The following is a 19,822-nucleotide window of genomic DNA, read 5'->3' on the forward strand; positions in this document are numbered from 1 at the left end:
AGCCCGCGCCTCTCATCGAGGCGCGGGCTGCACTTTTTTCTATTGCTAGAAAATTTAGGCCGAAATGCCCGAGACGATGCCCGAACCAACGGTACGGCCGCCTTCGCGGATCGTGAAGCGCTGGCCAACGTCCATGGCGATCGGTGCGATCAGCTTGACGCCGAGCGCGATGTTGTCGCCAGGCATGACCATTTCGGTGCCCTCAGGCAGCTCGACGGTGCCGGTGACGTCGGTCGTGCGGAAGTAGAACTGCGGGCGGTAGTTGGCGAAGAACGGCGTGTGACGGCCACCCTCGTCCTTCGACAGCACGTAGACTTCCGACGAGAACGCCGTGTGCGGCTTGATCGAGCCGGGCTTGCAGAGGACCTGGCCACGCTCGACTTCTTCACGGCCAACGCCGCGGATCAGCGCGCCGATGTTGTCGCCAGCCTGGCCCGAGTCGAGCAGCTTGCGGAACATTTCGACGCCCGTGACCGTGGTCTTGCGCGTGTCGTTGATGCCGACGATCTCGACTTCCTCGCCAACCTTGACGATGCCGGTCTCGACGCGGCCGGTGACGACCGTACCACGACCCGAGATCGAGAACACGTCCTCGATCGGCATCATGAACGGCTTGTCGAGCGGACGCTCGGGCTGCGGCAGGTACGTGTCGACAGCTTCCATCAGCTTGAGGACGGCGTCATGGCCGATCTCAGGCGTGGTGTCGTTGAGGGCTGCAACAGCCGAACCGCGGATGACGGGGATGTTGTCGCCGTCGAAATCGTACTTCGAGAGAAGCTCGCGGATTTCCATCTCGACCAGCTCGAGGATTTCCTCGTCGTCGACGAGATCGACCTTGTTCATGAACACGACCATCGTCGGCACGCCGACCTGGCGTGCGAGCAGGATGTGCTCGCGGGTCTGCGGCATCGGGCCGTCGGTCGCCGAGACGACGAGGATCGCGCCGTCCATCTGTGCCGCGCCGGTGATCATGTTCTTCACATAATCGGCGTGACCCGGGCAATCGACGTGCGCGTAGTGACGTGCCAGCGTCTCATACTCGACGTGTGCGGTCGAGATGGTGATGCCGCGCTCGCGCTCTTCGGGAGCCTTGTCGATGTTGGCATAGCTGGTGAACGTGGCGCCACCGGTCTCGGCGAGCACCTTGGTGATCGCAGCCGTGAGCGACGTCTTGCCATGATCGACATGGCCGATCGTGCCGATGTTGAGATGCGGCTTGTTCCGCTCGAACTTTGCTTTCGCCATGATTTCCTACCTTATTGATTCGCTCGCGGCCTTCAGAGCTCCACGCGAACGCGGGCCCATAGCGACCTATTTCGGGATACGCTAGCCCTAGCGCCCAACCGGGCGCCAGGGCTTGCAATTACGCCAGCTTTGCCTTGACCTCGTCCGCGACGTTCGCCGGGACTTCTTCGTAATGCGAGAACTGCATCGAGTAGTTCGCGCGGCCCTGGGTGAACGAGCGGAGCGCGTTCACATAGCCGAACATGTTCGCCAGCGGGACCATCGCGTCCACCGACTGCGCATTGCCGCGCGTATCGGTGCCCTGGATCTGGCCACGACGGCTGTTCATGTCGCCGATGACGTCGCCCAGATAATCTTCCGGGGTCACGACTTCGACCTTCATGATCGGCTCGAGCAGCTTGATGCCGGCCTTCTGCGCGACTTCACGCATCGCGCCACGCGCACAGATTTCGAACGCCAGCGCCGACGAGTCGACGTCATGGTAGGCGCCGTCATAGACGAGGATCTCGAAATCGATGATCGGGAAGCCGACCAGCGAACCGGTAGCAGCCGTCTCGCGGAAGCCCTTTTCGATCGCCGGGATATATTCCTTCGGAATATTACCGCCCTTGATCTCGTCCTTGAAGACGATGCCCGAACCGCGCTCGCCCGGCGTGACCTTGACCTTCACGCGACCGAACTGGCCGGTACCACCCGACTGCTTCTTGTGCGTGTAGTCGACGTCGACCGGCTTGCCGAGATACTCACGGTAAGCCACCTGCGGCGCGCCGACATTGGCCTCAACCTTGAACTCGCGCTTCATGCGGTCGACCAGGATCTCGAGATGGAGCTCGCCCATGCCCTTGATGATGGTCTGGCCCGACTCGGCGTCCGACGAAACGCGGAACGACGGATCTTCGCGTGCGAGACGATTGAGCGCGACGCCCATCTTCTCCTGGTCGGCCTTGGTCTTGGGTTCGACCGAGAGCTCGATCACGGGCTCGGGGAATTCCATCCGCTCGAGGATGATCGGAGCGTTCATCGCGCAGAGCGTGTCGCCCGTCGTCGTGTCCTTGAGGCCTGCCAGAGCGACGATATCGCCTGCATAGGCCACCTGGATGTCCTCGCGCTCGTTCGCATGCATCAGCAGCATGCGACCGACCTTTTCCTTCTTGTCCTTGACCGAGTTCGTGACCTGCGACGCAGTCTCGAGCTTGCCCGAGTAGATGCGCGCGAAGGTCAGCGTACCCACGAACGGATCGTTCATGATCTTGAACGCGAGCGCCGAGAACGGCGCTTCGTCCGACGAAGGACGCTCGTCGACGGTCGTGCCGTCGAGCTTGAGGCCCTGGATGGCCGGGACGTCGAGCGGCGAAGGCAGATAGTCGACGACGGCGTCGAGCAACGGCTGAACGCCCTTGTTCTTGAACGCCGAACCGCAAACGACCGGAACGAACGAGAAGTTGAGCGTGCCCTTGCGGATCAGCTTCTTCAGGTCGGCGGTCGAAGGCTCGTTGCCCTCGAGATACGCTTCCATCAGCGCGTCGTCCTGCTCGACGGCCATTTCGATCAGGTCGCTGCGATACTTGGCGGCCTTCTCGGCGAGATCCTCGGGGATCTCGGCATATTCGAACTTCGCGCCGAGGCTCTCTTCGAGCCAGATGATCGCACGGTTCTCGACGAGATCGACGAGGCCCTTGAATCCGCCTTCCATGCCGATCGGGAGATACAGCACGGCCGGACGCGCACCGAGGCGATCGATGATCGACTGGACGCAGAAATAGAAGTCGGCGCCGGTACGGTCGAGCTTGTTGACGAAGCACATCCGCGGCACTTTGTACTTTTCAGCCTGGCGCCAGACGGTCTCGGACTGCGGCTCGACGCCGGCAACGCCGTCGAAGCAGGCGACCGCGCCATCGAGCACACGGAGCGAACGCTCGACTTCGATCGTGAAGTCGACGTGGCCCGGGGTGTCGATGATGTTGATCAGGTGCTCTTCGCCCTTGCCTTCGCTGGCGCGCCACTTGCAGGTCGTCGCAGCCGACGTGATCGTGATCCCGCGCTCCTGCTCCTGCTCCATCCAATCCATCGTCGCGGTGCCTTCATGCACTTCGCCGATCTTGTAGGACTTGCCGGTGTAATAGAGGATACGCTCGGTCGTCGTCGTCTTGCCGGCGTCGATGTGCGCCATGATGCCGATGTTGCGATAGCGTTCGAGCGGATGGCTGCGGGCCATGTCAGTGCTTCCTTAGCGATGTGGGGAGCCGGATGGTCCGGCTCCCCACGATATAGGTTACGATTGCAGCGAGCGCTAGCTTACCAGCGGTAGTGCGAGAACGCGCGGTTGGCCTCGGCCATGCGGTGCGTGTCTTCGCGCTTCTTGACCGCGTTGCCGCGGTTGTTGGCGGCGTCCATCAGCTCGCCCGAGAGGCGGGCCGACATGGTGTTCTCGCTGCGCGCACGGGCAGCCGAGATCAACCAGCGAATCGCCAGAGCCTGGGCGCGCTCGGGGCGCACTTCGACCGGGACCTGATAGGTCGCACCACCGACACGGCGGCTGCGGACTTCGATGCCGGGCTTCACGTTGGTGAGCGCGTCATGGAACACCGCGACGGGATCCTTCTTCGCACGGGCTTCGACGGTTTCCATCGCGCCGTACACGATCAGCTCTGCGACCGACTTCTTACCGTCGAGCATAACCGAGTTCATGAACTTCGAGAGGACCTCATCACCGTACTTAGGATCGGGGAGGATGATACGCTTTTCTGGGCGACGACGACGTGCCATTTCAATTTCCTTCTAAACTTCAGCCATTCGATGATCGGCTATCGAGCCGACCGGCTTACTTCGGACGCTTGGCGCCGTACTTGGAACGCGACTGGCGACGATCCTTGACACCCTGTGTATCGAGGACACCGCGCAGGACATGGTAGCGCACGCCGGGAAGATCGCGAACGCGACCGCCGCGGATCAGCACGACCGAGTGCTCCTGCAGGTTGTGACCCTCGCCCGGGATGTAGCTGATGACTTCGCGCTGGTTGGTCAGGCGAACCTTGGCCACCTTGCGCAGCGCCGAGTTCGGCTTCTTCGGGGTCGTCGTGTAGACGCGGGTGCAAACGCCGCGCTTCTGCGGGTTCTGCTCCATTGCAGGGACCTTGGACTTGGCCTTCTGCGGATCGCGGCCCTTGCGGACCAGCTGGTTGATTGTCGGCATTGAATCTCTTCACCTTGACTGTTGGTTACTTTGCTGGAGCCTTGACGCCCCCCCAGAACAATTCGGGGAATACAAAAAGGGCCGTTGGCAGCGAAACCGCCACCGGGCCCTGGAATGCATCCAGCAATGTTCAAGCACCGTCCCGGAGCAAAACTCCGGTCGAGCGGGGGTGCGCATACAATGCGACTCGGTTTGGGTCAACCGCGCACCGCTGCAATCTTCGGCGCTTCCGATGGGCCGATCATGCTGGTAAGGCCAGTCGCATGACACCATCACCCTATGACCTGCTCATCGTCGGCGGCGGGATCAACGGCTGCGCGATCGCGCGCGAAGCATCCCTCTTAGGGCTCAGCGTGCTGCTGGTCGAGCGCGACGATCTTGCCGCGCATACCTCGTCGGCCTCGACCAAGCTGATCCATGGTGGCCTGCGCTATCTCGAATATTACGAGTTCAAGCTCGTCGCCGAGGCGCTGCGCGAACGCGAGCGGCTGGTGAAGGCGGCACCGCACATCATCCACCCGATGCGCTTCGTGCTGCCGCAGACCAATGCGGTGCGGCCGTGGTGGATGGTTCGGCTCGGGCTCTACCTCTACGATTTCCTCGGCGGCAAGATGACGCTGGCGCGCTCGCGCGGGCTGCGCAAGACCGACACCGCCTATCTCGCGCCGCTCAAGGGTGCTGCGACCGGGTTCGTCTATTCGGACGCGTTCGTCGACGATGCGCGGCTGACCGTGCTCAACGCGATCGATGCCGCCGCCAACGGCGCCGACGTGCGAGTCGGCACCGCAGTCGAGTCGGCGCGGCGCGAGGATGGGCTGTGGCAGGCCGCGCTCTCCGATGGCAGCACGGTAAGCGCCCACGCGATGGTCAACGCCGCCGGCCCGTGGGTCCACCAGATGCTCGGCAAGCTCGGCGTCAATGCCGCGTCGGGCGTGCGGCTGGTCAAGGGCAGCCATATCGTCGTCCCCAAGCTGTTCGAGGGGACGCATTCGTACATCCTCCAGCAGCCCGACCGCCGCATCGTCTTCGCCATCCCCTATCAGGGCGAGTTCACCGAGATCGGCACGACCGACATCCCGGTCGATGCGCCCGAGGACGCCAAGATCGACGATGCCGAGATCGCCTATCTCTGCGACGCTGTGAACCTCCACTTCAGCAAGCAGATCACCCCCGCCGACGTCACCTCGACCTGGTCGGGCGTGCGCCCGCTCTACGACGACGGCGCGAGCGAGGCGAAGGCGGTGACGCGCGACTATGTGCTCGAACTCGACACCAATGGCCCTCCCCTGCTCTCGATCTTCGGCGGCAAGATCACCACCGCGCGCCATCTCGCCGAGGAAGCGATGGAGAAGCTCGCGACGCCGATGGGCTTCACCGCGCACCCGGTGACCCGGGCGCGCGTTTTCCCCGGCGGTGCGATCGCCGATTTCGACACCTTCCTCGCAAGCGTCCGCGCGACCTGGCCGTTCCTCGGCGATGCCCGCGCCGAGCGGATGGCGCATGCCTATGGCGCGATGCTAGCCGAGCTGCTGGCCGACGTGACGAGCGCCGACAAGCTCGGGCCGGACCTCGGCGGCGGCCTGACCGAAGTCGAGGCGCGCTGGCTCTACGGCCGCGAATGGGCGCGCACCCCCGACGATGTGCTGAAACGTCGCAGCAAGCTCGGACTCCACTTGTCCGATGCCGCGCAGGCGCGTTTTGCCGAGCATTGGGATCGGCTCTTTTCTGCCGCAGTGCAGCAAGGCGCCTTGTAACGAGCGGTACACAACCCGATCTTGAGGGCCTCGACATTCCGTTTCCAAATCCGAGGACTCCCCCATGACCACCACCGCCCACGCGTTCGCGGCGCCATCCGCCGACGCGCCCTTCGCGCCTTTTTCGTTCGAGCGGCGCGACCTGCTCGCCGACGACGTCGCGATCGACATCCTGTTCTGCGGGGTCTGCCATTCCGACCTCCACACCGCGCGCGGCGAGTGGGGCTCGGTCAATTATCCGTGCGTCCCCGGCCATGAGATCGTCGGCCGCGTCTCGGCGGTCGGCAGCGACGTCACCAAGTTCGCGGTCGGCGATCTCGCCGGCGTCGGCTGCATGGTCGACAGCTGCGGCCATTGCCCGTCGTGCACCGACGGCGAAGAGCAATATTGCGAGACCACGGGTTTCGTCGGCACCTATGACGCGCCCGACACGCGCTCGGGCGGCTACACCTTCGGCGGCTATTCCGACCATATCGTCGTGAAGCAGGATTTCGTGCTCAAGGTCGGGCATGACGAGGCCGATCTCGCTGCCGTCGCCCCGCTGCTGTGCGCGGGCATCACCACCTATTCGCCGCTGCACCACTGGAACGTCGGTCCGGGCCAGAAGGTCGGTATCGTCGGTCTCGGCGGTCTCGGTCACATGGGCGTCAAGATCGCCAAGGCGATGGGCGCCGACGTCTATGTCTTCAGCACCTCGCCGAACAAGCGCGAGGATGCCAAGCGGCTGGGCGCGACCGACCTGATCGTGTCGAAGGACGAAGCCGCGATGGGCGAACATGCCAACAGCTTCGACTTCATCCTCAACACCGTTGCGGCAAGCCACGATCTCGACCCGTTCCTCAACCTGCTCAAGCGCGACGGCACGATGACGCTGGTCGGCGTCCCCGAGACCCCGCATCCCTCGCCGAGCATCGGCGCGATGGTGTTCAAGCGTCGCTCGATCGCTGGCTCGCTGATCGGCGGGATCCAGGAGACGCAGGAAATGCTCGATTTCTGCGTCAAGCACGGCCTGACCGCGGATATCGAGATGATCGATATCCAGAACATCGACACCGCCTATGACCGGATGGTGAAGAGCGATGTGAAGTATCGCTTCGTCATCGACATGGAGTCGTTGAAGGCGGCGTAACCCGGCCTGCTTCCCCCACCCGTTCGCCCTGAGCTTGTCGAAGGGCAGCCCTCCCCTGGCCCGCGTTCCCTGTGGCGAGGGCCCTTCGACAGGCTCAGGGCGAACGGATGGGTGTTGTTCACCTAATGCCTGAAACGCGTTAGAGGGGCCGCGTCATGACTGCCCCCTCCCCCATCACCGTCGCCGCGCTCTACCGCTTCGCGCGCTTCCCCGACCCGGCGGCGCTCCGTCAGCCACTGCTCGATCTCTGCACCGCCAATGGCGTGCGCGGCACCCTGCTGCTGGCGCAGGAAGGCATCAACGGCACGATCGCCGGCGCGGAAGCCGGCATCGCCGCGGTCGTCGCGCACATCCGCACCCTGCCCGACTGCGCCGAGCTCACCCCCAAATACAGCCACGCGGAGACGATGCCGTTCCACCGCCTCAAGGTCCGCCTCAAGCGCGAGATCGTGACGATGGGCGAACCCGACATCGACCCGCTCGGCGGCGTCGGCACCTATGTCAAACCCGCCGACTGGAACGCGCTGATCGACTCGCCCGACACGGTCGTGATCGACACGCGCAACGCGTATGAAGTGAAGGTCGGCACTTTCGCCGGCGCAATCGATCCCGAGACGGCGAGCTTCAGCGATTTCCCCGCCTGGGCGCGCGCGCACCGCGCCGAGCTTGAGGGCAAGAAGATCGCGATGTTCTGCACCGGCGGCATCCGCTGCGAGAAATCGACCGCCTTCCTCAAGGCCGAGGGTCTCGACGAGGTCTATCACCTCGACGGCGGCATCCTGAAATATCTCGAAGAAATGCCAGCGGCCGAGAGCCGCTGGCAGGGCGAATGCTTCGTCTTCGATGAGCGCGTCGCGGTCGGCCATGGCCTCACGCCAGGTACGCACGCACTGTGCCGCGGCTGCCGGATGCCGGTCAGCCCGGAGGACCGCCTATCGCCGCTTTATCAAGAAGGTGTCGCCTGCCCGGCCTGCGCAGAAACGATCGACGCGACCAAGCGCGCCTCAGCCGCCGAGCGCCACCGCCAGGTCAAGCTCGCCGAAGCCCGCGGCGCGGCGCATGTCGGGGCTTCGTTCGAGAAGCTCTAGACTCGCTAGGGTGCGGTTCCCCGGCGAAGGCCGGGGCCCAGTCGCGGGCGGTCAAGGCTGGCGTTGCGCGTGATGACGTTGGCCATCACGACTGGGCCCCGGCATTCGCCGGGGAACCGGGTCTTGTTAGCTGACCCGCCAGCCGCAGCCTCAGTACGACCGCCCGATCAGCACCCGCTCGACCGCGGGCTCGCCCGTGAAGACACAAACGCCGTCGATCGCGCCCTGCGCCATCGGTGCGTTGCGGATGGTGAGCTTGAGCTTCTTGAGCCGCTCGACGACACCGTCGAGCGCTGCGCCGGTCGGCTTCGACCATTGCACTTCGAGCCAGCCGGGGTTCTTCACACCCTCGGCGAAATGCGTCTCGAGCGCTGCGAAATCAGCACCCGGAACGATGCTCGCCTCGAGCCGCGCACGCGCCTCGCTGTGCAGCGATCCCTGGATCTCCTCGAGCGTCGCCGAGACGGCAGCGACGAAATCACCCTGCGCGACGATCGCGCTGTCGAGCTTGCCGTCGGCGCGGTACAGCCGGTCGCGGCGGATCACCGAGACGTTGCCGCCCGCCATGTCGCGCCCGCCGACTTCGATCACGACCGGCGCGCCTTTCTTGACCCAGCCCCAGCGCTTGGTCGCGGCCTTGCCGAACTTGAGGTCGAGCAGCGCGCGCACCGGCTCGCCGAGCGCCGATTGCTGCGCCAGCTCGGCCTGAAGCGCCTTGCAATAGTCGATGAGCGCCGCATCCTCAGGGCTTTCGCGCAGCATCGGCACGATCACCACCTGCCACGGCGCGATCCGCGGCGGCACGCGCAGGCCGTCGTCATCGCCGTGGACCATGATCACGCCGCCGATCATCCGCGTCGACACGCCCCAGCTCGTCGTGTTGGCGAGCTCGAACACGCCTTCCGAATTCTGGAACTTGATGTCCTGCGCAGCCGCGAAATTGGTGCCGAGGAAGTGCGAAGTGCCCGCCTGGAGCGCCTTGCCGTCCTGCATCATCGCCTCGATGCTGTAGGTCGAGACGGCCCCCGGAAAGCGCTCATTCTCGGGCTTTTCGCCCGCAACCACCGGCAGCGCGAGGCAATCCTCGGCGAACGAGCGATAGACTTCGAGCATCTTGAGCGTCTCTTCGCGCGCCTCTTCAGCCGTCGCGTGCGCGGTGTGTCCCTCCTGCCAAAGGAACTCGCTGGTGCGCAGGAACATCCGCGTGCGCATCTCCCAGCGCACCACATTGGCCCATTGGTTGATCAGTACCGGCAGGTCGCGCCACGACTGCACCCAGCGCGCGAACGCCGCGCCGATCACCGTCTCCGAAGTCGGGCGCACGACGAGCGGCTCCTCGAGCTTGGCGGTCGGGTCGGGCATCAACCCGCCCTTGCCGTCGCTCACCAGCCGGTGATGCGTGACGACTGCCATCTCCTTGGCGAAGCCCTCGACGTGATCAGCCTCCTTCTCGAAATAGGAGAGCGGGATGAACAGCGGGAAATAGCAATTTTCGTGACCGGTCGCCTTGATCCGGTCATCGAGCAAGCGCTGGATGCGCTCCCAGATGCCATAGCCCCACGGCCGGATCACCATGCAACCGCGCACGCCCGATTCCTCGGCGAGATCGGCCTCCGCGATGACGGACTGGTACCAAGCCGAAAAATCGGCTTCGCGGGTGACGGGGAGTGCGTGCTTGATCATGCTGGCGCGGATAGCGCGGAGAAGCGGCGGCGTCACCCCCGGGCGCGCGGGGCGGTGGCGACATCGAGCGGCTTGCCCCACCTCCGTTCGGGCTGAGCCTGTCGAAGCCCTGCCCTCACCGCGCGAGTGCGCGGGAGTCGAGCGCAGGCTTTCCGCACGCTCGGGGCGACCGGACGGGCGCCTTAGCTAACCAGCGCGCCGAAACACCAGCAACAGATTGTTCGCGGGCATCGCTATCGTCTGCTCGAGCACGAACCCCGCAGCGGCCTCGCGTACCGCATCGACCGAGCGAATCCCCCACCGCGGATCACGCGCGCGGAGCGACTCGTCGAACGCCAGATTGCTCTGCGCCGTCGGCACATCGTATTGCAGGAACGGACCGTACAGGATCAGCGGCGCTCCTACCGGAAGCAGCCGTGCCGCGCCCGCCATCAGCCCGAGCGTCGCTTCCCACGGGCTGATATGCACCATGTTGATGCACAGCACCGCATCGGCGCGGTCGACCGGCCACGCAGCGGCGGCCGCATCGATCTCGAGCGGCGGTAGGACGTTCTCGATCCCCTCGCACCACGCCGCGATCGACACGCGCGCAGCGGCATCGGGGTCGCTCGGCTGCCAGTCGAGCGCGGGAAACTCCCCCGCAAAATAGGCGGCATGCTCGCCCGATCCGCTCGCGACCTCGAGCACGCTTCCCGACAACGGCAACACGCCGCGCAGCGTGTCCGCAATCGTCATCCGGTTGCGCAAGGTTGCCGGCGCATGGCGCCGCGCTTCGACGCCCGCCTCGGCCGGGATCCACGGCTCGCTCAAGCGGGGGCGCCTTCGAGCAGGCGTTTGGCGCGCAGGTACATCTCCAGCCGCTGCACCGCGAAGATACCGAGCGACAGCGCCGCCAACCCGTCGACCAGCACGCTGACGTCGAAATGCAGCGCGCTGCCCTCGGCCTGCGCGACGGTCTTGACCGCGATCAGCACGACGATGATCGCCAGCGCCCAGATCGAGCCCTTCTGCATCAGCAGCCCGGTTGCTGGATCGAGATGGATCCGCATCGTCTTGCCGCGCTGCCAGCCGATCGCCCCGCCGACCACCAGACCGAGCGCCGAGACGGCCCAACCGAGCGCGCTCGGCGGGAAGCGGACGAACAAATAGGCGACGACCAGCGCATAGATCGCCGGCACGATCCACAATTGCTCGATCTTGAGCGGCCGCACGCGCATCAGGCTCCGTCCGCGGATCGCAAAGACGATGACGAAGACCACGGCCATGATGGCATATTGCTGCCAGCTGGCCTGAACCTGATGCACCTGCATATATTCCCCCCGTTATTCCGCGGCTTGCGCGAGTCCCGGGTCCTTCCATACCAGTATCGGCTTGCGCGCCGCCAGCGTTTCGTCGAGCCGGCTGCGCGGTGCGAAATGCGGCGCGGACTTAAGGCTTATATCACCCGCCTTGGCGCGCTCGGCGACCGAGCGGAGCGCCACGATGAACTGGTCGAGCGCGGCCTTCGATTCGGTCTCGGTCGGCTCGATCAGCATCGCGCCGTGGACGACGAGCGGGAAGTACATCGTCATCGGGTGGAAGCCCTCGTCGATCAGCCCCTTGGCGACGTCGATCGTCGAGAAGCCGTCGGCAAGGCCATTATCCGAGAACAAGGCCTCGTGCATGCACGGCCCCGAACCCCCGAACGGCGCTTCGAGCGTGCTGTCGAGGCTGCGCAGTATGTAGTTGGCGTTGAGCACGGCATCTTCCGACACCTGCCGCAGGCCATCGGCGCCGTGGCTGAGGATGTAGGTCAGCGCGCGGGTGAACATGCCCATCTGCCCATGGAACGCGACCATCCGGCCGAACGCGCCGGCATGATGCTCGCCCGCGGTTTCCTCCTCGACGAGGTGGAAGCCGTCGTCGGTCTTCTCGACGAACGGCAGCGGCGCGAAGGGGCTGAGCGCCTTCGAGAACACCACCGGCCCCGAGCCTGGCCCGCCGCCGCCATGCGGGGTCGAGAAGGTCTTGTGCAGGTTGATGTGCATCGCATCGATGCCGAGATCGCCCGGCCGCACGCGCCCGACAATCGCGTTGAAATTGGCGCCGTCGCAATAGACGAGCCCGCCTGCGGCATGCACCGCATCCGAGATCACGCGCATGTCGCGCTCGAACAGGCCGCAAGTGTTGGGGTTGGTGATCATTACGCCCGCCACGTCGGGGCCGAGTCGCGCGATCAGCTTCTCGGTATCGACGCGGCCGTCGGCGGTCGCGGGGATGTCCTCGACGCTATAGCCCGCGAACGCCGCGGTCGCCGGGTTGGTGCCGTGCGCGCTCTCGGGGACGAGGATGATCTTGCGATGCCCCTCCCCGCGCGCCTCGAGCGCGGCGCGGATCGCGAGCACGCCGCACAATTCGCCATGCGCGCCCGCCTTGGGGCTCATCGCGACCGAGTCCATGCCGGTGAGCGTGACGAGCCAGTGCGCCAGCTGCTGGATCACTTCGAGCGCGCCCTGCACGCTCTGCACCGGCGCGAGCGGGTGGATGTCGGCGAAACCGGGGAGCCGCGCCATCTTCTCGTTGAGCCGCGGATTGTGCTTCATCGTGCACGAGCCGAGCGGGAAGAAGCCGAGGTCGATCCCGTAATTCTGGCGCGACAGGCGCGTGTAGTGGCGCACCGTTTCGGGCTCGGACAAACCAGGAAGGCCGATCGGCGCGGTACGGGCCAGGTCGCCAAGGCGCGAGGTGGCGGCGACGGGTTCGACAAGGTCGACGCCGGTGGTCGTCGTATCGCCGATCTCGAAGATCAGCGCTTCCTCCAGCATCAGCGCCTTGTTGCCGGTGGTCGTGGGCGCAGCCTTACCGCCCGAGATCGGCGCTTCGGGGCGCCATCCGCTTGCGTTGATGCTCATGCCAGTACCTCCTGAAGCGCAGCGGCAAGGATTTCGACGTCCTCCGCGGTGGTCGTCTCGGTAACGGCGACGACGAGGCCGTTCGCCAGCGAATCCTCGCCCGGATAGAGCCGCCCGAGCGACACGCCCGCGAGGATCCCGCGATCGGCGAGCGTGCGCACGATCGGGCGTGCTTCCTTGGACAGTTTCAGCGTGAATTCGTTGAAGAAGTGCGTCGTCACCAGTTCGACGCCCGGCACCTGCGACAGCCGCTCGGCCGCCGCCACCGCGCCCGCATGGTTGATCGCCGCGAGCTGGCGCAGGCCTGCCTCGCCGAGCAAGGTCATGTGGATCGAGAACGCCAGCGCGCACAGCCCGCTATTGGTGCAAATGTTCGACGTCGCCTTCTCGCGGCGGATATGCTGCTCGCGCGTGCTGAGTGTCAGCACGAAGCCGCGGCGCCCGTCGGCATCGAGCGTCTCGCCGCACAGCCGGCCCGGCATCTGGCGAACGTACTTTTCCTTGCAGCCGAACAGGCCAACGTAAGGCCCACCGAACTGCAGGCCGACGCCGAGCGACTGCCCCTCGCCCACCACGATATCGGCGTCCATCTCACCCGGCGCCTTGATCGCGCCCAAAGCGACCGGCTCGGTCACGACGGCGATCAGCAGCGCCTTGTTGGCATGGCACGCATCGGCGAGCGGCTTCAGATCGGCGATGCGGCCGAGAATGTCGGGATATTGCACCACGACGCACGACGTGTCGGTGTCGATCGCCGCGATCAGCGCGTCGATATCGGTATCTGCCCCGAGCGTCGGTGCCGAAGTCTCGAGCGCGTCGCCGGTGAACTTGGCCATCGTCTTGGCGACCGAGACGTAATGTGGGTGGAGCCCCGACGAGAGGAGCGCCTTGCCGCGCTTGGTGATGCGCCGCGCCATGCCGATCGCCTCCCAGCAGGCGGTCGAGCCGTCGTACATCGAAGCATTGGCGACATCGGTGCCGAGCAGGCGCGCGACCTGGGTCTGGAACTCGAACAGCATTTGCAGCGTGCCCTGCGCGATCTCGGGCTGGTACGGCGTGTAGGCGGTGAGGAACTCGCCGCGCTGGATCAGGTGATCGACCGAAGCGGGCACATGATGCTTGTACGCGCCGCAGCCGAGGAAGAAGGGCACCTCCCCCGCGGTGAGGTTTTTCCGCGACAGCGCGGTCATGTGGCGTTCGACCGCCATCTCGCTCGCATGCATCGGCAGGCCGGGGATCGGGCCCTCGAGGCGAGCGGCTTCGGGCACGTCGACGAACAGATCGTCGATCGTCGCGACGCCGATCACGCCGAGCATCGCGTCGCGATCGATTTGGGTCAGGGGCAGGTAGCGCATCAGAATTCCCGTCGCCCCGGCGAAGGCCGGGGCCGCTAGGTTTGGATCACGCGCCGGGCAAGACAACCCAGCGGCCCCGGCCTTCGCCGGGGCGACGCATCTTAAAGCTTCTCGACGAACGCCGCGTAGGCGATCTCGTCCATCAAGCCGCTCAGCTCGTCCGGATCGGACAGCGTCAGCTTGAAGAACCAGCCGTCGCTCTCGGGCTCCTCGTTGACGAGGCCCGGCGTCTCGGTGAGCGCAGGATTGCCCTCGATCACCGTGCCCGACACCGGCGAATAGACGTCCGACGCGGCCTTGACCGATTCGACCACGGCGGCTTCGTCGCCCTTGGTCAATGCCTTGCCCTCTTCGGGGACGTCGACGAACACGATGTCGCCGAGCTGGCTCTGCGCATATTCGGAGATACCGACGGTGCCGACATCGCCATCGACATCGACCCATTCATGGTCTTCGGTGAAATAACGGCTCATTTTGGACCTCCCAGAAACTTTGGTTGCCGGACGTAGCGGTGGGGAATGAAAGGCATTGCGGTGACGGTCGCGGTGTGGACCTTCCCGCGCTGCGACAAGGAAACGGTGGTGCCTGGCGTCGCGAACTCGGTCGGCACATAGGCCATCGCGATCGCCGCACCGACGCTCGGCGCGAAGCCGCCGCTGGTGACGCGGCCGATGTCGGCGCCGCTGGCATCGACGACGGTCGCGCCCTCGCGCACCGGCTGGCGGCCGGCGATCAGCAGGCCGACGCGCTTGGCCGTCGCACCGGCGGCGCGCTCGGCGAGGATCGGTTCAGCACCCATGAAATCGCCCGCCTCGCGGCGACGCTTCGACAGCGCGAAGCCGAGATCGGCCTGGACCGGGGTCGTCTCGGGATCGAGATCATGACCGTAAAGCGGCAGCCCTGCCTCGAGCCGCAGCGAATCACGCGCGCCAAGGCCGATCGGCTTGACCTCGGGCTCGGCGATCAGCGCATCGGCAAGCGCAACGACATGCTCGCCCGCAACGGAAATCTCGAAGCCGTCCTCGCCGGTGTAGCCCGAGCGGCTGATCCACAGTGGCACGCCGTTCCAGTCGAACGCCCCCGCGGTCATGAACACCATCGCCTCGACGCCCGGCACCAGCCGCGCGAGCGCATCGACCGCCTTGGGCCCCTGCAGCGCGAGCAAGGCCTGCTCCTCGAGATGGTTGATCGCGATGCCATCGGGCAGGAATTCGAGCAGATGCGCGATATCGTCGATCTTGGTCGCGCCGTTGACGACCATGTAGAAGGTCGGCGCGTCGGGATCGGTCGGCGATGCGTCGAGCGGCGACCAGCCTGCGGGCTCGGCGGGTTCGGCGGCGACATCATCCGCCGCAAACGGGTTCTCGCGCGGCAGATGCGTGACCATCAGATCGTCGAGAATGCCGCCATTCTCGGCGAGCAGCAGCGAGTAGCGCTGCTTGTTCTCGGCAAGGCCCGCAATATCGGCAGGCAGCAGTGCTTCGAGCGCGGCGACGACATCGGCGCCACCTTCTGCACGGAAGACGAGCTGGCCCATATGGCTGACGTCGAACAACCCGGCTGATTCGCGCACCCACAGATGCTCGGCCATGATGCCTTCATACTGGACGGGCATGTGATAGCCGGCGAATTCGACCATCCGCCCGCCCTGCGCGCGGTGCCAGCCGTCGAGCGGCAGCGTCTGCGTCGCGATCTCGTCGGGAATCTCGGTGTCGCTCATGTCGGGCCTTCCGTGCTGGGACTACGGCGCGGCTCGACGCGATTGCGCCGATACCCACACCGCCCCCTCTGTCACGGATACCTGAGAGCTTTGACCTGCGTGTTGCAGGCTTACCCCTTCGGTGGCCCCACCAACGCGGCGGAAGCGCTTTCCAGAGTGTCGTTAGCCCGCGCGGTCCGGTTGCCTGAGAGATTCCGGGGCGGTTGCTCCTTCGGCGGCCCGGCTGATCCTTGCGGACCCCCGGGCACTCTCCCGCGCGTGCCTATCCAGGTTGCCCTGCATCGACCAATTCGGTTTGACGCGCTGCAGCAAGCGAGTCAACGCGCCAGATCACCGCGTCGCGTTATATTTCAGCTGATCGTCGGTCAGCTGGAATCCGACCAGCGCCTCGAAGGTCGCGCGGAGCACCGCCTGGCGGACTTCGGGGCGGCTCAGCGGATCGACCGCAGCATCGTCGCCGCCGGCCTTGCGCTTCTCGGTCAGCTTCTTGCGGACATCGTCCGGCAGTGTCGCCGCCGCGCGCGATACCGTCGCAGTGCCCGTCCCCTGGACGACGGCGCGCGCCTGGCCAGCGTCGAAGTGCAGCACCGAACGGCCGATGCGCTTGGCAACGACGGCGTTGCCGCCCTGCACCACGGTCACGAAATACGGCAGCGTCACGTCGCGCGCCGCCTCGGTACGGACGCGTCGCCCCTCGACCGAGAAGGTGACGGTGGTCACCACGTCGGCGCCGGTATCGTCGCACGTCGAACGCACATTGGTCAGCACGGCAGTCACGTCGATCGCGCTCGAATCGCGGCTGGTGACGGGGTCGAACAGCGTGATGTCGCCGGTATGCGCTGGGACAGCGACGCTCGGGCACGCGCTGCGGATCGCGGTGATGCCGCCGGTTTCGTCGAAGTCGCCCGTCGTTTTGCACCCCGCGAGCAGCGAAAGCGCCGACAGCAGGAACACTGGAGCGGCGATGGTCGATTTCCGGAGTGTCACGGGGGCACGCACCTTATTCATGCAAAAGGAATCCGCTGGCCAATGAGAATTCTCGGCACAGAGGGCGCTTCACCATAGGAACCGCCTTCCGCCCGCGCAAGCAATCGCGTAGGCTCCATGCCTGATGGTGCCCGCTTCCAAGCCTAGACTCGATTTGATCATCGCCGCCCCGCGAGGCTTTTGCGCCGGGGTCGACCGAGCGATCCAGATCGTCGAGCTGACGATCGAGAAATACGGCGCGCCGGTCTATGTCCGCCACGAAATCGTCCACAACCGCTTCGTCGTCGACATGCTGCGCGGCAAGGGTGCGGTGTTCGTCGAGGAGCTCGACGAAGTGCCCGAGGGCGTACCCGTCGTTTTCTCGGCGCACGGTGTTCCCAAGGCGGTTCCCGACAAGGCGACCGAACGCGGCATGATCTTCCTCGATGCGACGTGCCCACTCGTCTCGCGCGTCCATCGCCAGGCCGAGCGGCTGGTCGAGGCGGGGCGGCACATTGTGTTCATCGGCCATGCCGGGCATCCCGAAGTCATTGGCACCTTCGGCCAAGTGCCCGAGGGATCGATGTCGCTGATCGAGACCGTCGCCGATGCCGAGGCCTATGCCCCCGCCGACACCGACAGCCTCGCCTTCCTGACGCAGACGACGCTGTCGATGGACGATACCGCCGCAGTGGTCGCGACCTTGCAGCGGCGCTTCCCCTCGATGCTCTCGCCGCGCGGCGAGGACATTTGCTACGCCACGTCGAATCGCCAGACCGCGGTCAAGGCGATCGCGCATGCGTGCGACGCGGTGCTGGTGATCGGCGCGCCCAATTCGTCCAATTCGGTGCGGCTCGTCGAAGTCGCCGAGCGCGAGGGCACGCCCGCGCGGCTGATCGAACGCGCCGCCGACCTCGACTTCGGCTTCCTCGATGGCGTCAAGACTTTGGGCATCACCGCCGGGGCGTCGGCCCCCGAACTGCTGGTGCGCGAACTCGTCGATCTGCTCGGCCAACATTATGCGGTCAGCGAGCAAGAGGTCGAAACCAAGCGCGAGACGATCATCTTCAAGCTGCCGCGCGAACTCGACGCCGTCGCCGCTGCCTGACCGATGGCTGTCTACACTCCCGTCTCGGCCGAACTGCTGGCCGCCTTCCTCGCGCGCTATGATGTCGGCGAACTCGTCTCCTCCAAGGGCATTGCCGAGGGGGTCGAGAATACCAACTATCTCGTCGACACGACGACCGACCGCTTCATCCTGACGCTCTACGAAAAGCGCGTCGAAGGCGGCGACCTACCCTATTTCATGGATCTGCTCGATCATCTCGCCGCGCGCGGCAACCCCGTGCCACCCGCGATCAAGGACCGCGACGGCAATTCGATCCAGATGCTCGAGGGGCGGCCGGCCTGCCTGATCCAGTTCCTGCCGGGCGTATCGGTAACGCACCCGACCCCGGCGCAAGCGTTCGCCGCCGGGCAGGCGATGGGCCGGATGCACGCCGCGCTCGCCGATTTCACGCGCGAGCGCCCCAATTCGATGGGCGTCGCAACGTGGCAGCCGCTGCTCGAGCGCTGCGGCGCGGATCTCGATTCGATCGCGCCGGGGCTGCACGCCGAGGCAAGTGCGATGCTCGACACCGTGCTGCGCGACTGGCCGAGCGACTTGCCGACCGCGACGATCCACGCCGACCTGTTCCCCGACAACGTGCTGATGCGCGGCGATCAGGTCAGCGGGCTGATCGATTTCTATTTCGCGTGCACCGATATCCGTGCGTTCGACGTCGCGATCCTGCACAGCGCCTGGGCGTTCGATGCCGAGGGCCGCTCGGTCGATCGCGAGGTCGGCGCGGCGCTGATCGACGGCTATGATGCGAGCTTTGGCCTGTCGGATGCCGAACGCGGCCAGCTCGGCACGCTCGCCAAGGGCGCGTGCCTGCGCTTCTTCCTGTCGCGCGCGTGGGATTGGCTCAACACCCCGGCCGATGCGCTGGTGACACGCAAGGATCCGCTGGCCTATCTGCGGCGCTTCCAGACCTATGCCACGGACGACCTCTTCCCATGACCGATACTGCCGCCGAAATGACTCGCGTCGAAATCGCCACCGATGGCGCGTGCAAGGGCAATCCCGGCCCCGGCGGCTGGGGTGCGCTGATTCGTTCGGGCGCGACCGAAAAGGAACTGTCGGGCGGTGAAAATCCCAGCACCAACAACCGCATGGAGCTGATGGCGGCGATCGAGGGGCTCAACGCGCTCAAGCGCCCGTGCCGCGTTACGCTATCGACCGACAGCCGCTACGTGATGGATGGGCTGACCAAGTGGATCAAGGGCTGGCAGAAGAACGGCTGGAAGACCGCCGCGAAGCAGCCCGTCAAGAATGCCGAACTGTGGCAGGCGCTGCTCGACGCCGCCAAGCCGCACCGGATCGACTGGGTGTGGGTCAAGGGCCATGCCGGCCACCCCGACAATGAGCGCGCCGATCGGCTGGCGAGCGATGCCGCGGTGCTCGCCGGGCGACGCGGGTAAGGCCTCGGCCTCAGGCCTCTTCGACCGGCGCGCCCGGGCCGTTCTTGAGCATCGACTCGATCGCGTTCTTCGCGCCGGCCTTGCTCGAATAGCCTTCGGTCCACCAGATCAGCTCGGCATTGTATTTGAACTTTGCGACGTATACTCCGTCTGCTTGACGACCCGCAAAATCGTCGCTCGCTCAAGCCATGATTCTGAAATCTGCAGGATCGATGACGCGGAAGTTGTCCGAAACCTGATCGCACAATTCGGTCCAGTTCTTGGGCACGGTCTGG

18 protein-coding genes, 1 pseudogene and 1 riboswitch are annotated in these 19,822 nt (G+C 65.6%); of the genes and pseudogenes, 6 read left to right on the top strand and 13 right to left on the bottom strand.

From position 1 onward, the window contains the following. Positions 1–54 precede the first annotated feature (54 nt). The 4 genes from tuf to rpsL all read right to left on the bottom strand — a co-directional run bounded on the left by tuf (position 55) and on the right by rpsL (position 4,438). Positions 55–1,245, bottom strand: a complete 1,191-nt coding sequence (tuf, locus tag QN347_RS03380; protein WP_010185493.1) for an elongation factor Tu — start codon at positions 1,243–1,245, stop codon at positions 55–57. Between the two features lie 118 nt (positions 1,246–1,363). After that, positions 1,364–3,460, bottom strand: coding sequence for an elongation factor G (gene fusA / locus QN347_RS03385; protein ID WP_189675332.1), 2,097 nt, complete (start codon positions 3,458–3,460; stop codon positions 1,364–1,366). 80 nt (positions 3,461–3,540) lie between these two features. Beyond that, complete coding sequence (rpsG, locus tag QN347_RS03390; RefSeq protein ID WP_133189639.1) at positions 3,541–4,011, bottom strand: 30S ribosomal protein S7; 471 nt, start codon at positions 4,009–4,011, stop codon at positions 3,541–3,543. 55 nt (positions 4,012–4,066) lie between these two features. Continuing rightward, positions 4,067–4,438, bottom strand: coding sequence for a 30S ribosomal protein S12 (gene rpsL, locus QN347_RS03395; protein WP_019516007.1), 372 nt, complete (start codon positions 4,436–4,438; stop codon positions 4,067–4,069). 263 nt (positions 4,439–4,701) lie between these two features. On the opposite strand from rpsL, the gene glpD reads away from it, so the two are divergent. The 3 genes from glpD (at position 4,702) to QN347_RS03410 (ending at position 8,409) form a co-directional block, all read left to right on the top strand. Beyond that, entirely contained in the window at positions 4,702–6,192 is a 1,491-nt protein-coding gene (glpD, locus tag QN347_RS03400; protein WP_322162705.1) for a glycerol-3-phosphate dehydrogenase, read from the top strand. Positions 6,193–6,256: 64 nt separating this feature from the next. Continuing rightward, positions 6,257–7,321, top strand: coding sequence for an NAD(P)-dependent alcohol dehydrogenase (locus QN347_RS03405; RefSeq protein WP_322162704.1), 1,065 nt, complete (start codon positions 6,257–6,259; stop codon positions 7,319–7,321). A gap of 155 nt (positions 7,322–7,476) precedes the next feature. After that, complete coding sequence (locus QN347_RS03410; RefSeq protein WP_322162703.1) at positions 7,477–8,409, top strand: rhodanese-related sulfurtransferase; 933 nt, start codon at positions 7,477–7,479, stop codon at positions 8,407–8,409. Positions 8,410–8,559: 150 nt separating this feature from the next. Here QN347_RS03410 and QN347_RS03415 read toward each other — a convergent pair whose 3' ends face one another. The 8 genes from QN347_RS03415 to QN347_RS03450 form a co-directional block, all read right to left on the bottom strand. Continuing rightward, positions 8,560–10,092: an aminoacyl--tRNA ligase-related protein gene (locus tag QN347_RS03415; protein WP_322162702.1), complete on the bottom strand. Its 1,533-nt coding sequence runs from the start codon at positions 10,090–10,092 to the stop codon at positions 8,560–8,562. A gap of 186 nt (positions 10,093–10,278) precedes the next feature. Next, entirely contained in the window at positions 10,279–10,902 is a 624-nt protein-coding gene (locus QN347_RS03420; RefSeq protein WP_322162701.1) for a DUF938 domain-containing protein, read from the bottom strand. Continuing rightward, positions 10,899–11,402, bottom strand: coding sequence for a DUF1453 domain-containing protein (locus QN347_RS03425; protein WP_322162700.1), 504 nt, complete (start codon positions 11,400–11,402; stop codon positions 10,899–10,901). The genes QN347_RS03420 and QN347_RS03425 overlap by 4 nt, the downstream gene beginning before the upstream one ends. Before the next feature lie 12 nt (positions 11,403–11,414). Then, positions 11,415–12,983 carry an aminomethyl-transferring glycine dehydrogenase subunit GcvPB gene (gene gcvPB, locus QN347_RS03430; RefSeq protein WP_322162699.1) on the bottom strand — a complete coding sequence of 523 codons (1,569 nt, stop codon included), beginning with the start codon at positions 12,981–12,983 and terminating at the stop codon, positions 11,415–11,417. Beyond that, entirely contained in the window at positions 12,980–14,338 is a 1,359-nt protein-coding gene (gcvPA, locus tag QN347_RS03435; protein WP_133189655.1) for an aminomethyl-transferring glycine dehydrogenase subunit GcvPA, read from the bottom strand. Before gcvPA ends, gcvPB begins: the two co-directional genes overlap by 4 nt. A 101-nt stretch (positions 14,339–14,439) precedes the next feature. After that, positions 14,440–14,811 carry a glycine cleavage system protein GcvH gene (gcvH, locus tag QN347_RS03440; RefSeq protein ID WP_133189657.1) on the bottom strand — a complete coding sequence of 124 codons (372 nt, stop codon included), beginning with the start codon at positions 14,809–14,811 and terminating at the stop codon, positions 14,440–14,442. Next, complete coding sequence (gcvT, locus tag QN347_RS03445) at positions 14,808–16,058, bottom strand: glycine cleavage system aminomethyltransferase GcvT (RefSeq protein ID WP_322162698.1); 1,251 nt, start codon at positions 16,056–16,058, stop codon at positions 14,808–14,810. Before gcvT ends, gcvH begins: the two co-directional genes overlap by 4 nt. Before the next feature lie 162 nt (positions 16,059–16,220). Then, positions 16,221–16,323: riboswitch (glycine riboswitch) on the bottom strand. A gap of 65 nt (positions 16,324–16,388) precedes the next feature. After that, the gene (locus tag QN347_RS03450) at positions 16,389–17,066 is read right to left on the bottom strand and encodes a hypothetical protein (protein WP_229839234.1); all 678 of its coding nucleotides are present in this window, start codon (positions 17,064–17,066) and stop codon (positions 16,389–16,391) included. A gap of 103 nt (positions 17,067–17,169) precedes the next feature. Between QN347_RS03450 and ispH the strand changes: the two genes are divergently transcribed. From ispH to rnhA, 3 genes are read left to right on the top strand one after another with little or no spacing between them, the layout of a single operon-like run. Continuing rightward, positions 17,170–18,132: a 4-hydroxy-3-methylbut-2-enyl diphosphate reductase gene (gene ispH, locus QN347_RS03455; protein ID WP_322162696.1), complete on the top strand. Its 963-nt coding sequence runs from the start codon at positions 17,170–17,172 to the stop codon at positions 18,130–18,132. Between the two features lie 3 nt (positions 18,133–18,135). Further along, complete coding sequence (gene thrB, locus QN347_RS03460; protein ID WP_322162695.1) at positions 18,136–19,086, top strand: homoserine kinase; 951 nt, start codon at positions 18,136–18,138, stop codon at positions 19,084–19,086. Beyond that, on the top strand, positions 19,083–19,547 hold the full coding sequence (gene rnhA, locus QN347_RS03465) for a ribonuclease HI (protein ID WP_133189665.1): 465 nt from the start codon (positions 19,083–19,085) through the stop codon (positions 19,545–19,547). The genes thrB and rnhA overlap by 4 nt, the downstream gene beginning before the upstream one ends. A gap of 10 nt (positions 19,548–19,557) precedes the next feature. Here rnhA and QN347_RS03470 read toward each other — a convergent pair. Continuing rightward, positions 19,558–19,695 (bottom strand): annotated as a pseudogene (locus QN347_RS03470) (YegP family protein); the annotation flags it as partial. Positions 19,696–19,822 lie beyond the last annotated feature (127 nt).

The sequence above is a fragment of the Sphingomonas sp. 10B4 genome (genome assembly GCF_035019905.1).
GTDB classification, from domain to species: Bacteria; Pseudomonadota; Alphaproteobacteria; order Sphingomonadales; family Sphingomonadaceae; genus Sphingomonas; species Sphingomonas glacialis.

Excerpts from the sequence above, each read along its gene's own strand:
- tuf (WP_010185493.1), bottom strand. The coding sequence starts at position 1,245 with ATGGCGAAAGCAAAGTTCGAGCGGAACAAGCCGCATCTCAACATCGGC.
- fusA (WP_189675332.1), bottom strand. The coding sequence starts at position 3,460 with ATGGCCCGCAGCCATCCGCTCGAACGCTATCGCAACATCGGCATCATG.
- rpsG (WP_133189639.1), bottom strand. The coding sequence starts at position 4,011 with ATGGCACGTCGTCGTCGCCCAGAAAAGCGTATCATCCTCCCCGATCCT.
- rpsL (WP_019516007.1), bottom strand. The coding sequence starts at position 4,438 with ATGCCGACAATCAACCAGCTGGTCCGCAAGGGCCGCGATCCGCAGAAG.
- glpD (WP_322162705.1), top strand. The coding sequence starts at position 4,702 with ATGACACCATCACCCTATGACCTGCTCATCGTCGGCGGCGGGATCAAC.
- QN347_RS03405 (WP_322162704.1), top strand. The coding sequence starts at position 6,257 with ATGACCACCACCGCCCACGCGTTCGCGGCGCCATCCGCCGACGCGCCC.
- QN347_RS03410 (WP_322162703.1), top strand. The coding sequence starts at position 7,477 with ATGACTGCCCCCTCCCCCATCACCGTCGCCGCGCTCTACCGCTTCGCG.
- QN347_RS03415 (WP_322162702.1), bottom strand. The coding sequence starts at position 10,092 with ATGATCAAGCACGCACTCCCCGTCACCCGCGAAGCCGATTTTTCGGCT.
- QN347_RS03425 (WP_322162700.1), bottom strand. The coding sequence starts at position 11,402 with ATGCAGGTGCATCAGGTTCAGGCCAGCTGGCAGCAATATGCCATCATG.
- gcvPB (WP_322162699.1), bottom strand. The coding sequence starts at position 12,983 with ATGAGCATCAACGCAAGCGGATGGCGCCCCGAAGCGCCGATCTCGGGC.
- gcvPA (WP_133189655.1), bottom strand. The coding sequence starts at position 14,338 with ATGCGCTACCTGCCCCTGACCCAAATCGATCGCGACGCGATGCTCGGC.
- gcvH (WP_133189657.1), bottom strand. The coding sequence starts at position 14,811 with ATGAGCCGTTATTTCACCGAAGACCATGAATGGGTCGATGTCGATGGC.
- gcvT (WP_322162698.1), bottom strand. The coding sequence starts at position 16,058 with ATGAGCGACACCGAGATTCCCGACGAGATCGCGACGCAGACGCTGCCG.
- QN347_RS03450 (WP_229839234.1), bottom strand. The coding sequence starts at position 17,066 with ATGAATAAGGTGCGTGCCCCCGTGACACTCCGGAAATCGACCATCGCC.
- ispH (WP_322162696.1), top strand. The coding sequence starts at position 17,170 with ATGGTGCCCGCTTCCAAGCCTAGACTCGATTTGATCATCGCCGCCCCG.
- thrB (WP_322162695.1), top strand. The coding sequence starts at position 18,136 with ATGGCTGTCTACACTCCCGTCTCGGCCGAACTGCTGGCCGCCTTCCTC.
- rnhA (WP_133189665.1), top strand. The coding sequence starts at position 19,083 with ATGACCGATACTGCCGCCGAAATGACTCGCGTCGAAATCGCCACCGAT.